The sequence below is a fragment of the Plantactinospora sp. BB1 genome (genome assembly GCF_003030385.1).
Lineage (GTDB): Bacteria > Actinomycetota > Actinomycetes > Mycobacteriales > Micromonosporaceae > Plantactinospora.
On the sequence record NZ_CP028159.1, the window covers coordinates 1,603,385 to 1,618,436 of the forward strand.

Below are 15,052 nucleotides of genomic sequence, written 5' to 3' on the forward strand. Positions count from 1 at the left end.
GGGAAACTGTCGGGGAATTGACAGTCCGGGCGACCCGAACAGCGGCGAGAAATGAGGAGAGCTGCCCCATGTACGTACGACGGAATGGCGCTGGGCGTACCCGACGGATCGTCACCACGGCGGGCCTGGCGTCCGCCGCGCTGCTGGTGACCCAGTTGGCGCTGGTCGCGCCGGCCAGCGCGGTGCCCGGCCTGGTGTTGAAGGTGACGGGCGGCCCCAGCAACAGCGACTGGAAGACGACGAACGCGCAGTGTCCGCCCGGCACGACGGTGCTCGGCGGCGGCGGCCGGATCGTGAACGGCGACGGCCAGGTGACGATGGACACCATGCTGCCGCTGGTCGGCGGCGAGGCGTACTCGGTGACCGGGCGCGAGGACGGCGACGGCTACGGCAACTCCTGGTCGATCACCACCAGCGCGCTCTGCGCCCCGGCCCCGGCCGGCCTGGAGACCCGGACGCAGTTCTCCGACCACGACTCGAATGTCGGCAAGACGATGGAGGTCGAGTGCCCGCCCGGCAAGAAGGTCCTCGGGCTCGGTGCGGAGATGTCCGGCGGTCTGGGGCGGGTGGTCATCGACGACCTGCGGCCGAGCGCCGACCTGACCGGGATCACGGTGACCGGCATGGAGGACGGCGGCCCCGACCACCTCGGGAAGTGGACGATGGTCGGCAAGGCGATCTGCGCGACCCCGCCGGCCGGACTGGTCCGGGTGACCGGCTTCGGGATCCTGGACTCGCAGACCCCGAAGACCGCGACCGCGCGCTGCCCGGAGGGCAAGCGGGTGCACGGCGTCGGCGGTGAGATCGACAATGGCCAGGGCGAGGTACGGATGACCGCGATGTGGGCGAACTCCTCGACCACGGTCACGGTGACCGGTGCCGAGGAGGAGGGTGGCTACGGCAACTCCTGGGCCGTCAAGGCGTACGCGATCTGCGCCTGACCGTTCCGTACCCCGGATCCCCGTACGCCCGCGCAGGGCGTACGGGGATCCGGGTCGCCCGTGCTCCGGCCAGCTGGTCGGGGCGCATGTCGAGAATCGGGAGTGGCCGACGACCTGTCAGTAGAGATCCGAACGAAGGGAACAGTGAAATGGGAAAGGTCATCACCGGCGGCACGATGTCGCTCGACGGCTACATCGCCGGCCCGGACGAGAGCGGCTTCGACCTGCTGTTCCGGTGGTACGGCAACGGTGACGTCGAGATACCGACCGCCAGCCCGGACGTGCCGCCACTGCGGCTGTCGGCGGCGAGCGCGGAACTCCTCCAGGAAGAGTGGGGGAAGACCGGAGCCCTGGTCGTCGGCCGGCACCTCTACGACATGACCAACGCGTGGGGCGGCCGGCACCCGATGGATGTCACGGTGGTCGTGCTCACCCACCGCCTGCCGGAGGACCGGCCGGTGGTGGACGAGAACTTCGTGTTCGTCACCGAGGGCATCGAGGCCGCCGTCGCGAAGGCACAGGAGATCGCCGGCGACCGGACCGTCGTCGTCAACGGTGGCCAGATGGCCCGGCAGTGCCTCGAAGCCGGGCTGCTCGACGAGATCGGCGTCGAACTCGTACCGGTGGTGCTCGGCGGCGGCACACCGCTCTTCGCCGACCTCGGCGCCGTACCAGCCCAGTTCGACGGCCCGATCAAGGTGGTCGAGGGCGCGGGCGTCACCCATCTCCGGTACCGCGTGAAGAAGTGAGCCGACGCGGGTGACTGGCGGCCGGGCCGGCGTCCGGCCGGCCAGTCAACCCCGGCCGAGCCGGTCCGATCCGATCCGGTCAGCGATGCAGGAGCGTGTGGCCGATGTTGTACACCCCGAGATCCGAGCCGGTCCAGACGTCGGACACGGTCAGGCCGGCGAGGGTCCGGCTGTCGGTGGGGCGGCGCTTCACCGTGTACCAGAGGTCCAGTTCGGCCACCAGCCCGCTGCCGCCGACCTGGCTCCCCGCGGCGAGCATGTCGAGCGGGCCGGTGCCGTCGAGGTTGAGGATCGAGGTCGACTCGCCGAAGTAGTCCCCCTCGGCAGGCGACCCGAGGAGGTTCGGCTGCTGGTCGTGCAGCGGTCCGTTCGGGCCACCCGGAATCAGCATGACCGAGCCGGCGCCGGTCAGCCCCTGGGCGGTACCGGGGATGAGCAGCACCGCTCCGGCGTCCCGCACCGTACCGACGTCGTACGCCATCGCCCCGGTGAGTACGTCGGCGCGTCCGTCGCCGGTCACGTCCCCGGTCGACAGTGCGTGGCCGAAGGAGACGTGCGGCGAGCCACCCTCCAGGTAGGCGTGCGGGTCGCCGGGGACTCCCGGCGTGTCCATGCTGATCACCGTTGCCTTCGCGACGTCCATGCCGGCAGGCACGCCGGGAGCGTAGGCGATGTAGCCGACCCAGCTCCTCGGGGCACTCGCGACCACGTCGCCGTCCCCGTCCCCGTCGATGTCGGCGATCGCCGTCTCGTCGCCGAGAGCGCTTACGCCGAGATCGGTACCGAGCAGGGTGGTGGCTCCGGTGGTCGTGATCCCGCCGGGACCGCCGCGCAGCAGCCTGACGAACCCGCCCCGGTACGGGCTCCCGTAGTTGTCGCCGTGCACCGGAGCGCCGACGGCAAGTTCGGCGTACCCGTCCCCGGTGGTGTCGCCGATCGCCACCGATTCGCCGAATCCGGCGATGGGGACGGCGACCGGGTCCGGGGTGGTGAAGAGTTGGACGTTCACCGTCGTGAGTCCCGTCGGGCTGCCGTAGAACAGCGTGACGGTGCCGGCGCTGCGCGATCCGTTGATCGTCTCGCCGGGAGCGCCGATCGCGAGATCGTCCCGGCCGTCGCCGTTGACGTCACCGGCGGCGAGCGCGGCACCGAACTGGTTGTAGTAGCTCATCTCGCCCGGCACTCCGGCCGTGTCCTGGTTCAGATGCTGGGGACGGTCGATGTCGAGTCCGGTGGCGCTGCCGTAGAAGATCCAGGCCGCACCGCCGAAGGCATCGCCGGTGGCGGTGAACTCTCCCGGGTTGGCGACCACGAGATCCGCGTAGCCGTCGCCGTTGAAGTCGCCGGAGGTCATCGAGTCGCCGAAGTTCGGCCGGGTGGGCGAGGTGATCGGTGCGGTGATGTGGTCGCGGTACGGCAGGCCGGAGTAGGTGACGACGACGCCGTAGCCGCGCAGCAGGAAGCCACCGGCGACGACCTCGTCCCTACCGTCCCGATCGATGTCGAGCCGGGAGGTCGTGGCGGCGGCGGCGAGTTTCGGAGCGGCCGTACCCGAGGTCCGTACCCGCTGGACGTCGATCCCCGGGTTGTCCCGGGTGATGGTGGTGCCGGGCCGTGGTGTGACGGGTGCTCCGGCGGCGGTGGTGGGCAGCAGTCCCACGAGGAGCGTGCCGACACATGTCGCTCCGGCGAACGAGCGCAGCCGAGTACCCATGGAATTTTCTCCCCGTGATTAGCAGTGGGCACATGATGCCAGGCCCGTCCCCGGATCGGCTCCGCCGTTCGGAGGACGACCGGACGCTGTGCCGCCACCGCGACTCCACACAGGACTGTTCACGGCACAGGTGCGGTCAGCCCTGCTGGTAGCGCTCGTTCTGCCGCAGGGCCTCGGCTAGCTGGTCCTCGAGGATGATGATGCGGCAGGCGGACGCCATGTCGGTGCCCTGGTCGCACATCTCCCGCGCCCGCGCGGCCAGCCGCAGTTGGTAGCGGGAGTAGCGGCGGTGCCCGCCACCGGAGCGGTACGGGTCGATCAGTTTCGCTTCGCCGAGCCGGCGCAGGAAATCCGGTGAGCAGCCCACGATCTCCGCTGCGCGGCCCATCGTGTATGCCGGGTAGTCCTCGTCGTCGAGCATGTCGTCGGGTTGGGCCATGAAACCTCCATCACGAGGGCCCCGGCGCTGGAAAGCGCCGGGGCCCAAGGGTTAACGGGTCTGAAACACCATCTACCGGCAGAATCGCCGGCTTGTCGTATCCGCACCACCCGTACGTGACGGGTTCTGGTGCGAGGATCGCATAAGCGTGACCGGAGACCACCTCTCGTTCGATGGAAGCTGCGGTGTCCGCGCCCAGCCCGGAACTGCGGCCGGCAGCGGGCGATCCAACGGTGTAAGAGCCCTCCCTTTCCTCTGACTTCCTCTGTCGTACTCCGTGCTGTCCGCCGGTGTCGGAGCCCACGCGACTTCATGGCCCCGCACACGTGCGGCGGACGTACTCGTACCTACTGCTACTCGTGCGTACTGCTCAACTGCGGTGGATCTTCACTTCGGTGGATCTCTGTTGCCTAGCCGAGCGGAGCCGGAACGAGCCTCGGCCCCTGCTCCTCCGCCCTCGGGTGGGGCGGTTGCGTCAGCGTCTTTTCTTCACCCTTGACCTGAGGAAGGTTAGCCGACGACGGCGAGGATATCTAGTACTTCGCACATAGATTTCCTCGCAGGACGCGGACAGCTCTCCGGCCGCTCAGGGATCGTCGGGGCAGCTCGTCCGACACCGCCCGCGTGCCGCGAGGCCCGCACCATGACCTGTAGGCACGGTGGGTGCGGGTCGCCATGTGCCCAGGTGCAGGCCGGATGCTCGTGCCCGACCACCCAGCCCCAGAGCCCCTCTGGGTCCGTGCGGGCGTTCGACCTGGGTGCTCAGCTCAAGTCGGCCCGATGCGCGCGGTACGTCCGGGATTTCCGCTCCCGGGCGGCTGGGTTCGCTGGACATGCCGCTTACCGCGACCTGGCGCAGAGCGCGGTCGGACATCGACTGTGGGATCACTGAGCAGGGAGCGGTGCCTGCTCGTGGCTCGTCTTCGAAGGTTGGTCGGGTAACCCTCTGGTCTGGGCATCTTGTGGTGAGTTGTCTTCCGGCCTTTGCGATCGTCTCGGTGATCCGCCGTCCGGACAGCCGGCAGTCACAGGAGCGGCCGGCGGGGGAGCGGGGGTGGTCGGGGCGGAGACTGTCGAGCTGGGTGCACAGGCGGGGCGCGGAAGTCGGGGTTGCCGACGGCGTGCTGCGGTTCGCCGTCGACCGGCTGGCGGGACCGGGGGTTCGGGCAGCCTGGGAGGGTGGGCGCACAAGCGGGGCAGCTCGACAGTCTCCCCGGCCGATATCCCCACCCCGCTCCCCACCTGACGTCAGGAGATCAATGGCTCGGAGATGCCTGGAAGCACCGGGTTACCCGATCAACCTTCAAAGACAGGGCACTAGAACGGCCGCCATTCCCGGTGCCCGGTTCCCTTGCACAGCGTGGTGAGTCGCTTGGTCAGCTCGTTCATCGCCTTCGGATCGTGCGACGCGTTCTGGGCGAGCCACGCCACCACGATCAGTTCGCGCAGATCCGCAAGCGTCCGGTTCGGCACCGACAGGGTCGAGACCGACGGACCGACAGGCTTCGACCAGAGCCGCACGGGCGTTGAGATGGTCGAGGGGCGCAAGGGCAGGATTCACGGCCCCCGCCTTCCGTCAACTTCGAGCGGCGTCCCCGCCGACGGCAACCAACTCGTACGACACGAGAAACGCCCGGCAGGTCCGTACGGTCTGCCGGGCGTTTGTGCTGCTCAGGCGAGCGGAGGATACGAGATTCGAACTCGTGAGGGTGTTAACCCAACACGCTTTCCAAGCGTGCGCCCTAGGCCTCTAGGCGAATCCTCCGTCCGACAGGATACAGGCAGTCCGCCGCCTGCCCACCCCGCCGGTCCCCCCGAAGATCCCGGAACGGGCCGGGTACACTTGGCGGCACCCCCCGTGTGGCGTCACCTCGTGAACCTCCCCAGGGCCGGAAGGCAGCAAGGATAAGCGAGCTCTGGCGGGTGCACGGGGGGCCTTGTCTTCCCCCCACGAGTGGTCCCTGACCAGCCCGGGGCCGCCGCCTCGGCCCGACCGGCCGGTCGAGACGCCACCTGCCTCCCGTGATTGCCCGCCGCTCACCGTCCGGTGGCCGGTGGCGGTGGAAATCGTCGGGCGCGCGTGACAACCTTGGCACTCGGCAGCGCGGCGGCGGGTGGAGAATGGCCCGGTCGAGAGGAGGCGGGACGAGTGGCACTGGCGCTCTACCGCAAGTACCGGCCCCGCACGTTCGCCGAGGTGATCGGCCAGGAGCACGTCACCGAGCCGCTGTCCCAGGCGCTGCGTACCGGTCGGTTGAACCACGCGTACCTCTTCTCCGGTCCCCGTGGCTGCGGCAAGACCTCCAGCGCCCGGATCCTGGCCCGTTCGCTCAACTGCGAGCAGGGGCCGACCCCGGAGCCCTGCGGGGTCTGCGACTCGTGCAAGAGCCTGGCCGCCGACGGGGCCGGCTCGATCGACGTGATCGAGATCGACGCGGCCAGCCACGGCGGCGTCGACGATGCCCGTGAACTGCGCGAACGTGCCTTTTTCGCCCCGGCCAGCAGCCGCTTCAAGATCTATGTGATCGACGAGGCGCACATGGTCTCGACCCAGGGCTTCAACGCCCTGCTGAAGCTGGTCGAGGAGCCGCCGGAGTACGTCAAGTTCATCTTCGCCACCACCGAGCCGGAGAAGGTCCTCGGCACGATCAAGTCGCGGACCCACCACTACCCGTTCCGGCTGATCCCGCCGGGCGTGCTCCGGCCATACCTGGAGCAGCTCGCCTCGGCCGAGGGCGTCAAGATCGAGCCGGCGGTCTTCCCGCTCGTCGTCCGGGCCGGCGGCGGCAGCGCCCGGGACTCGCTCTCGGTGCTCGACCAACTTATCGCCGGTGCCGGCCCCGAGGGGGTCAGCTACGCCCGCGCGGTCGCCCTGCTCGGGGTGACCGACGCCGCCCTGATCGACGAGATGTGCGACGCGCTCGCCGCCGGGGACGGTGCCGCCGCGTACGCCACCATCGACCGGGTCGCCGAGGCCGGGCACGACCCCCGCCGGTTCGCCTCCGACCTGCTCGAACGGCTCCGCGACCTGATCGTCATGCGCCAGGTGCCGGACGCGGTCGCCAAGGGCCTGATCGACGGCCCGGCCGACCAGATCGAGCGGATGGCCGCCCAGGCCGAACGGCTCGGCCCGGCCACACTGTCCCGCTGCGCCGACATCGTGCACAACGGCCTGGTCGAGATGCGCGGCACCACCGCCCCCCGGCTGCTGCTCGAACTGATCTGCGCCCGGATGCTGTTGCCCGGCGCCGAGGACTCCACCGGCAGCCTGCTGCAACGCCTCGAACGCATGGAGCGCCGGCTCACCCTCTCCGGTGACGCGGCCCCGGCCGCCGCCCCGATCCGCCCGCCGGCCGCCGTCGCAGACCCGGGCACGCCCCCCGCGCCCACTCCCGCACCGCCGGCCGCCGCCAGCGCCGCGCCGGTCGCTCCCCCTCCGCAGGTACGCGAAACCACCGCACCCGGGCCCAGCCAGGCGCCCGCCGCTCCGGCTGAGGAGCGGCCGGAGCCACCGGCCCGGCGGCCGGTCCCGCCGGAGGCGGTGATGCCCGACCCGGCCACCCCGGATCCGATGCCGGCCGGTGCCGAGCCGACGGGCGAACTCGACGCCGCCGCCGTACGCCGGGTCTGGGGCGAGGTCGTCGGCATGGTCAACCGGAGCAACAAGCGGATCGCCGCCCTGATGCGCGACGCGGTCGTACGCGATCTCGACGGTGACACCCTGGTGTTGACCGTCAAGTCTCCGGTACTCGCCCAGATGCTCGCCAACTCCGCCAGTGTGCTCACCGACGCCCTCTACGAGGAGTTGGGCGGGCGCTGGCAGATCCGGTGCGAGGTGGCCGGCGAGCAGCGCGGGCCGGCGCCGACCGCCCCACCCCGCCAGCCGACCGGCAGCGGACCGGCCGCGAACGGCACCCCGCCCCGGGGCGGCAACGGCTCCGCCCCGTCCGGTGGTGGCCGGGGCGCGAGCGGCGGCCGGGAGCGCACGACCGGACCCTCCGGCGCGAGCAGTTCGGGCGGTTCGGGCGGCTCGACGCCGTCCAGCGCCGATGACGACGACTGGCCGGAGCCGGCCCGACCCGGTGGTGTCGCACTCGGTGCGGCGGCCGACGACGACTGGCCCGAGCCGACCCCGCCGGGCGGCACCGCTGCCGCCGCCACGACAGGCGCGACACCCGCAGCGGCGTCGTCCCCCGGTGGCACCGGCACGCCGGCCGTCGGCGGTGGCTCGACCGGCGGCGCCGGCAGCCGTACCAACGGCAGCGCCGCACCGGGCGGTGGCCCCGGGGCCACGGGCGCCGGCAACAGCGCCTCCGCCGGTAACAGTGCCTCCGTCGGTAAGAGCGCGTCCGTCGGCAACAGTGCGTCCGTCGGTAGCGGAGTGTCGGGCGGTCATGGCTCGGGCGGCAGCGGCGTCGGTGTGCCGAACGGTGGGCGTACCGGTGCGGGACCCGGCGGTGGCGCGGTCAGTTCCGGGCTCGCGGCGGCCCGGGCGGCGGCGGCCGGCCGTGGACCGAAACCGGCCCCGGCGCCGGAGCGGACGGCGGACCGGGACTGGGCCGGCGAGCCGCCCTACGACCCCGACTACGACAGCCCGCGCCCGTCGACGGCGACGATCGGCTACGAGGGCTTCGACCCCGGGGACGAGCCCCTCGACGAGGTGATCGACGAGCGGACCGCCCGGCAGACCAGTGAGCAGCAGGCGGTGCAGTTGTTGCAGCAGACCCTCGGCGCGGAGCGGATCGGCGAGGTCGACCTCAAGTAGCGACGCCCCGCTTCGGCCGACCGGCCACCGGAACTCGACCGTCGGCTCCCGGCACCCGCCGGAAAACCGGACGCCGTCATGATCGACGATCTCCTACCATCGGTCGCCCGTCCCGGTTTTCTGTGATTCTGCTGTGAGTGTGGTGTGCGCGAGTTCTCGGTACCCGAGCGGCTCGGCGTGTTCGGTCTGGGCGTGGCGGTCGCCGCGACGGCGTGGCCGTACCTGACCGACACGACCGGCCTGCGCCTGCCGTGCCCGCTGCGCTCGCTGACCGGGGTGCCGTGCCCGGGCTGCGGCCTGACCACGGCGGCGGTCGCCCTGGTCCGGGGTGACCTGGCCGGTGCCGTGGCGGCCAACCCGCTGATCGTCGGCCTGGCGGTGCTCACCGCCGCCGTGCCGCCGCTGCTCCTCCTACGGGCGTCCGGCGTACTGCCGCCGCCGGTGGGCTGGTCCGACCGGGCACGGCGGCGTACGGGATGGGGCGCCGGCCTGCTCGCCGGCGCGAGTTGGCTGTTCCAGCTACACCGGCTCGGCCTGGGCTGAGCCACGACCCTTCTTCCACAGCCTTCGTTTCTTCCACACCCTTCGTTTCGAGGAGCACCACTTGAAGTACGCCACCTGGGGGCCGCGGTTCGGCGCCCACATCATCGACCAGCTCGTGGTTCTGCCGCTCTACATCGTCGCCGCGGTCTTCGACCGCTCGGGCGTGGACCCGGAGACGGGCGAGGTCACCGGTGAGGGCCCGCTCTACTGGGTCTTCGTGGCGCTGGCGCTCGCGCTCTGGGGTTACAACCGGTGGTACATGACCGGCAGGACCGGGCAGAGCTGGGGCAAGCGGGCGCTGGCCATCCGGCTGATCGACGCGACGGCCGGGGAACCGATCGGTGCCGGCAAGGCGTTCCTGCGGGATCTGGCGCACTTCGTCGACGGCATCATCTGCTACATCGGCTACCTCTTCCCGCTCTGGGACGCCAAGCGGCAGACCATCGCCGACAAGATCATGAGGACCGTGGTCGTCGGCTGAGACGACGCGCCGGCCGGTCGCGGGCCGTCGAAGCGCCCGCGGCCGGCCGGACTAGGCTGGACGCGACCAGTTTCCGCAACCGAGGAGTCGCCGTGCGCCCGGGTGGACAGCCCAACCTGCAGCAGATGATGAAGCAGGCGCAGAAGATGCAGCAGCAGCTCGCCGCCGCGCAGGCGGAGCTGGCCGAGGCGGAACTCACCGGTACGGCCGGGGGTGGGCTGGTCACCGTGACCATCTCCGGTGCCGGCGAGGTCAAGGCCATCAAGATCGATCCGAAGGCGGTCGACCCGGAGGACGTGGAGACCCTGGAAGATCTCGTACTCGCGGCCGTGCACAACGCCCACGACGAGGTACGCAGGCTGACCGAGGAGAAGATGGGCCCGGTCACCGGCGGCATGGGCGGCCTCGGCCTGCCCGGTTTCTGAGCCACCCCGCGATGTACGAGGGTGCGATCCAGGATCTGATCGACGAGTTGGGGCGCCTGCCGGGGGTCGGTCCGAAGAGTGCCCAGCGGATCGCGTTCCACGTGCTCTCGGCCGATCCGGCCGACGTCACCCGGCTGGCGACCGCGCTGCGCCGGGCCAAGGAGCTGGTGCGGTTCTGCACCGTCTGCTACAACGTCGCCGAGTCCGAGCAGTGCCGGGTCTGCCGTGATCCACGCCGTACCGAAGAGGTGCTCTGCGTGGTCGAGGAGCCCAAGGACGTGGTGGCGATCGAACGGACCGGCGAGTTCCGGGGCCGCTACCACGTGCTCGGCGGCGCGATCAATCCGCTGGAGGGTGTCGGCCCCGACAACCTGCGGATCCGCGAACTGCTGGTCCGGCTCGGCACCGGCTCGGTCCGCGAGCTGATCCTGGCCACGGATCCGAACACCGAGGGTGAGGCCACCGCGACCTACCTGGCCCTGATGGTCAAGCCGATGGGCATCTCGGTGACCCGGCTCGCCAGCGGCCTGCCGGTCGGCGGCGACCTGGAGTACGCCGATGAGATCACCCTGGGCCGGGCCTTCGAGGGCCGCCGCGCCGTCTGACCGGCCGTCCGGCATCCCGCCGAGCCGTCCGCCGTCCGCCGTCCAGCTTTCTCGGATCCCCGTCCCGGCTGGGGCCGGCCTCGTGCTGCCTTCGACCGGCTTCGTCCGGCGCGGTTCCGAGCCGTCGGAGACCGCCGTATGTCTGACATCGGTGGGGATCAACCCGACGGACGATGTAACAAATTCGCATAGCCAGATCCGGACAAACGCCACGATTGTCGACCATGCGCGACGCTCTGTCGCCGGTGTCATGACGCTTAAGACACGATCCGGTACCAACCCATTCGCGGCCCGTTTCCGCCCGGTCCGCCCGGCGGCTAATGTCTCGCCATCGGTGGCCCCCGTCACCGCGTTTGTCGTATCCACAGGACGAGGTGAAGCACCATGCGTGCACCAAGACCGAAGGTCGCCATCGCGGCCGTAGCGGTCGCGGCCCTCGCGGTAGCCGGCTGTGCCGAGAGCGACCGCGGCGATTCGGGCGCAAGCCAGAAGGACACCCTGGTCTTCGGCGTGGCCGGTGACCCGAAGGTGCTCGACCCCAGCCTGGCCAGTGACGGCGAGTCACTGCGGGTCGCCCGTCAGGTCTTCGAGACGCTGGTCCGCCCCGAGGAGGGTGGCACCAAGATCACGCCGGGTCTGGCCGAGAGCTGGACCCCGGACGCGACCGGCACGGTCTGGACCTTCAAGCTCCGCTCGGGTGTGAAGTTCCACGACGGCACCGACTTCAACGCCGAAGCGGTCTGCGTCAACTTCAACCGCTGGTACAACGCCAAGGGCCTGATGCAGAGCCCCGACGTCACGCCGTACTGGCAGGACGTGATGGGTGGCTTCGCCGCCAACGAGCGCAAGGACCTGCCGGAGAGCCTCTTCAAGTCCTGCACGGCGAAGGACGCGACCACCGTCGACCTCGCCTTCAGCCGCGTCTCCAGCAAGATCCCGGCCGCGCTGATGCTGCCCTCGTTCTCCATCCACAGCCCGAAGGCGCTGGAGCAGTACCAGGCCAGCACCATCGGCGGTAGCGCCGACAACATCCAGTACCCGTCGTACGCGATGGAGCACCCGACCGGCACCGGGCCGTTCAAGTTCAAGTCCTGGGACGTCGCGAACAAGACGCTGACCCTGGAGCGGAACGAGGAATACAGCGGTGCGCAGAAGGCCAAGCTGAAGACCCTCATCTTCAAGACCATCTCGGACGAGAACGCCCGCAAGCAGGCGCTTCGCTCCGGGGACATCCAGGGCTACGACCTGGTCGGTCCGGCCGACGTGGAGCCGTTGAAGAACGAGGGCTTCAACATGCTGACCCGCCCGGCGTTCAACGTCCTCTACCTGGCGATGAACCAGACCGGCGGCAACCCGAAGCTCGCCGACATCCGGGTCCGGCAGGCGATCGCGCACGCCCTGAACCGGCAGGCGCTGGTCGACTCGAAGCTGCCCCCGGGCGCCAAGGTCGCCACCCAGTTCATGCCGGACACGGTCGAGGGCTGGAACCCGCAGGTTCCCACGTACGACTACAACGTGGAGAAGGCCAAGCAGCTCCTCGCCGAGGCCGGCGCCAGCAACCTGACGCTGCGATTCCACTACCCGACCGAGGTCACCCGGCCGTACATGCCGAACCCGAAGGACCTCTTCGAGCTTCTCTCGGCGGACCTCCAGGCGGTCGGCATCAAGATTCAGCCGATTCCGCTGAAGTGGACCCCGGACTACCTCAACGCCACCGGTACGGGCACCGCGCACGACCTGCACTTCCTGGGTTGGACCGGTGACTACGGCGACGGCTACAACTTCATCGGCACCTTCTTCGACCGGCCGAAGCCGGAGTGGGGCTTCAACAACCAGGCGCTGTTCGACCTGTTCAAGAAGGCCGACACCACTGCGGACGCCGCCGCCCGGTACGAGCTCTACAAGGAGCTCAACACCGAGATCATGAAGTTCCTGCCGGGCGTGCCGATCTCGCACTCGCCGCCGGCGATCGTGTTCGGTAAGGACGTGACCGGCGTCAAGGCGAGCCCGCTCACCGACGAGCGGTTCGCCACCGCCGAGTTCAAGTCCTGACATAGAGAAAAGGGATCGCGGGCGGGCGCGCCCTGATCCCGGCCGGTAGACCCCGGTCGGAGATCAGCCGAGCGCCCGCCCGCGCGACCCTCCGCACCCCGCCAGAGGCCGCCAGTGTTCCGGTTCATCGTCAGACGCCTGTTGCAGCTGATACCCGCGCTCTTCGGGCTCTCCATCCTGTTGTTCATCTGGCTGCACCGGCTGCCCGGCGGCCCGGAGACCGCGATCCTCGGTGAGCGCGGCACCCCGGAGATGCGCGCCGCGATCCGGGACAACCTCGGACTGGACGAGCCGATCCTGGTGCAGTACGGCCGGTTCATGCAGCGCATGTTCCGGCTCGACCTGGGCACCTCGATCTCGACCAAGCGCGAGGTGACCACCGAGTTCCTGCAACGCTTTCCGGGTACCGTCGAACTGGCCGTCACCGCGTTGATCATCGCGATCGCGGTCGGCATCCCGCTCGGCTACCTCGCCGCCCGCCGTCGCGGCCGGCTCCTCGACCACGTCTCGGTGGCCGGATCGCTGATCGGGGTCTGCATCCCGGTCTTCTTCCTGGCGTACGTGCTGAAGGCGATCTTCGCGGAGAACCTGCACCTCTTCCCGGCCAGCGGCCGGCAGGATCCGACCATCGACGCGACCCGGATCACCAACTTCTTCGTCCTGGACGGACTACTCACCCGCGAGTGGGACGCCGCCGCCGACGCGCTCTGGCACCTCGTGCTGCCGGGTCTCGCCCTGGCCAGCATCCCGCTGGCGATCATCGTCCGGATCACCCGGGCGAGCGTGCTGGAGGTGCTCGGCGAGGACTTCGTCCGGACCGCCGAGGCCAAGGGCCTGACCGAGCGGGTGGTACGCCGCCGGCACGTGCTGCGCAACGCCATGCTGCCGGTGGCCACCACGATCGGCCTGCTCACCGGCGGCCTGCTCTCCGGCGCGGTGCTCACCGAGACCGTCTTCGCGTTCAGCGGCATCGGGGCGTTCATCGCCGACTCGATCAGCCAGCGGGACTATCCGGTGCTGATGGGCTTCATCATGATCATTGCCGTGCTCTTCGTACTGGTGAACCTGCTGGTCGACCTCTCCTACAGCCTGATCGACCCGAGAGTGAGGGTCCGGTGAGCGCGAGGAGTGAGCTTGCGAGCCCCGCAGTCGCGAGCAGAGGGCAAGCTCCGGTGAGCGCGAGGAGTGAGCTTGCGAGCCCCGCAGGGCTGGCTCCGGTGAGCGCGAGGAGTGAGCTTGCGAGCCCCGCAGTCGCGAGCAGAGGGCTGGCTCCGGTGAGCGCGAGGAGTGAGCTTGCTCCCATGAGGACATTGACGCAGCGCGTGAGCACGGCAGCCGCGAACGGATGGTGGGCCCGATGACGATCACCGAACGGGCCAGGAAAAAGGCCGAGAAGCTCGACCGGCTCGGCGAACTCTCCGCCGCCCGGGACGAGGAGCGCGGTGTCAGCCTCTGGCAGGAGGCGTTCCGCCGGCTCCGGCGCAACCCGGCCGCGATCGTCGGCACCGTCGTACTCGGCATCTTCCTGCTGGTCGCGATCGTCGGGCCGTTCTTCGTGCCGTACGGGCCGACCGACACCGTCGGGATCCGGGAAGGTCTGGTCAAGTCGGGGCAGGGCATCATCCCCGGCCCCACCGGCGACCACTGGCTCGGCTTCGACCACCAGGGCCGGGACGAGTTCAGCCGGCTGATCGTCGGAGCCCGGCAGACCCTGCTGGTCGGCGTCGTCTCCACGCTGATCGGTCTGGCGATCGGCGCCCTGGTCGGCGGCGTCGCCGGTGCCGCCGCCGGGCTCGGCGGGCGTTGGGGGCGCTGGGTCGACACCACCCTGATGCGGATCGTCGACATGATGCTGGCGCTGCCCAGCCTGCTGCTCGCGGTCAGCATCGCGGCGCTGCTCGGCGCCAGCCTCACCACCGTGATGATCGCGGTCGGTGTGGTCTCGGTTCCGGTCTTCGCCCGGCTGCTGCGCGGCGCGATGATCGCCCAGGCGAACAGCGACTACGTGCTCGCCGCGACCTCGCTCGGGGTACGCCGATCCAAGATCGCACTCGGCCACGTGCTGCCGAACTCGCTGGCCCCGGTCATCGTGCAGGCGACGTTGACCCTGGCCACCGCGATCATCGAGGCGGCCGCGCTCTCCTTCCTCGGTCTCGGCAACCCGGACACGGCGATTCCCGAGTGGGGCGTGATGCTCGCCGACGCGCAGCCGTACCTGGGCATCCGGCCGGCGCTGGCGATCTATCCGGCGGTGGCGATCATCATCACCGCGCTGGGCTTCACCCTGCTCGGTGAGGCGATGCGTGAGGCCCTCGACCCGAAGCTGCGGAAGTGATCT

At 70.2% G+C, this 15,052-nt stretch carries 13 protein-coding genes, 1 tRNA gene and 1 other RNA gene; 11 read left to right on the forward strand and 4 right to left on the reverse strand.

All coding sequences use genetic code 11. From position 1 onward, the window contains the following. The first annotated feature begins 68 nt into the window (after positions 1-68). Positions 69-941 (forward strand): hypothetical protein, encoded by an 873-nt coding sequence (locus tag C6W10_RS06740; protein WP_107257301.1) that lies wholly within the window; start codon positions 69-71, stop codon positions 939-941. A 149-nt stretch (positions 942-1,090) separates the two neighbouring features. Further along, on the forward strand, positions 1,091-1,690 hold the full coding sequence (locus tag C6W10_RS06745) for a dihydrofolate reductase family protein (RefSeq protein WP_107257302.1): 600 nt from the start codon (positions 1,091-1,093) through the stop codon (positions 1,688-1,690). 79 nt (positions 1,691-1,769) lie between these two features. Here C6W10_RS06745 and C6W10_RS06750 read toward each other — a convergent pair whose 3' ends face one another. From C6W10_RS06750 to C6W10_RS06765, 4 genes are all read right to left on the reverse strand, one after another. After that, positions 1,770-3,404 carry an FG-GAP-like repeat-containing protein gene (locus tag C6W10_RS06750; protein WP_107257303.1) on the reverse strand — a complete coding sequence of 545 codons (1,635 nt, stop codon included), beginning with the start codon at positions 3,402-3,404 and terminating at the stop codon, positions 1,770-1,772. Between the two features lie 136 nt (positions 3,405-3,540). After that, entirely contained in the window at positions 3,541-3,843 is a 303-nt protein-coding gene (locus C6W10_RS06755) for a MerR family transcriptional regulator (protein WP_107257304.1), read from the reverse strand. A 1,317-nt stretch (positions 3,844-5,160) separates the two neighbouring features. Continuing rightward, complete coding sequence (locus tag C6W10_RS06760) at positions 5,161-5,364, reverse strand: hypothetical protein (protein ID WP_107257305.1); 204 nt, start codon at positions 5,362-5,364, stop codon at positions 5,161-5,163. A gap of 159 nt (positions 5,365-5,523) precedes the next feature. Further along, positions 5,524-5,608: transfer RNA gene (locus C6W10_RS06765), tRNA-Ser, on the reverse strand. Positions 5,609-5,693: 85 nt separating this feature from the next. Here C6W10_RS06765 and ffs point away from each other — a divergent pair. The 9 genes from ffs (at position 5,694) to C6W10_RS06810 (ending at position 15,049) form a co-directional block, all read left to right on the forward strand. Beyond that, an RNA gene (gene ffs, locus C6W10_RS06770) (signal recognition particle sRNA small type) lies at positions 5,694-5,783 on the forward strand. A gap of 209 nt (positions 5,784-5,992) precedes the next feature. After that, positions 5,993-8,608 carry a DNA polymerase III subunit gamma and tau gene (locus tag C6W10_RS06775; RefSeq protein ID WP_107257306.1) on the forward strand — a complete coding sequence of 872 codons (2,616 nt, stop codon included), beginning with the start codon at positions 5,993-5,995 and terminating at the stop codon, positions 8,606-8,608. A 144-nt stretch (positions 8,609-8,752) separates the two neighbouring features. Next, complete coding sequence (locus C6W10_RS06780) at positions 8,753-9,151, forward strand: DUF2752 domain-containing protein (protein WP_107257307.1); 399 nt, start codon at positions 8,753-8,755, stop codon at positions 9,149-9,151. Positions 9,152-9,212: 61 nt separating this feature from the next. Beyond that, positions 9,213-9,632, forward strand: coding sequence for an RDD family protein (locus C6W10_RS06785; protein ID WP_107257308.1), 420 nt, complete (start codon positions 9,213-9,215; stop codon positions 9,630-9,632). Positions 9,633-9,748: 116 nt separating this feature from the next. Then, a complete protein-coding gene (locus tag C6W10_RS06790) occupies positions 9,749-10,057 on the forward strand; it encodes a YbaB/EbfC family nucleoid-associated protein (protein WP_234359584.1) in 309 nt (102 codons plus the stop codon). Positions 10,058-10,068: 11 nt separating this feature from the next. After that, entirely contained in the window at positions 10,069-10,662 is a 594-nt protein-coding gene (gene recR / locus C6W10_RS06795) for a recombination mediator RecR (protein WP_107257309.1), read from the forward strand. 384 nt (positions 10,663-11,046) lie between these two features. Continuing rightward, positions 11,047-12,714 carry an ABC transporter substrate-binding protein gene (locus C6W10_RS06800; protein WP_107257310.1) on the forward strand — a complete coding sequence of 556 codons (1,668 nt, stop codon included), beginning with the start codon at positions 11,047-11,049 and terminating at the stop codon, positions 12,712-12,714. Positions 12,715-12,828: 114 nt separating this feature from the next. Beyond that, positions 12,829-13,833 (forward strand): ABC transporter permease, encoded by a 1,005-nt coding sequence (locus C6W10_RS06805; RefSeq protein WP_107257311.1) that lies wholly within the window; start codon positions 12,829-12,831, stop codon positions 13,831-13,833. A gap of 238 nt (positions 13,834-14,071) precedes the next feature. Next, positions 14,072-15,049 carry an ABC transporter permease gene (locus tag C6W10_RS06810; RefSeq protein ID WP_107263727.1) on the forward strand — a complete coding sequence of 326 codons (978 nt, stop codon included), beginning with the start codon at positions 14,072-14,074 and terminating at the stop codon, positions 15,047-15,049. Positions 15,050-15,052 lie beyond the last annotated feature (3 nt).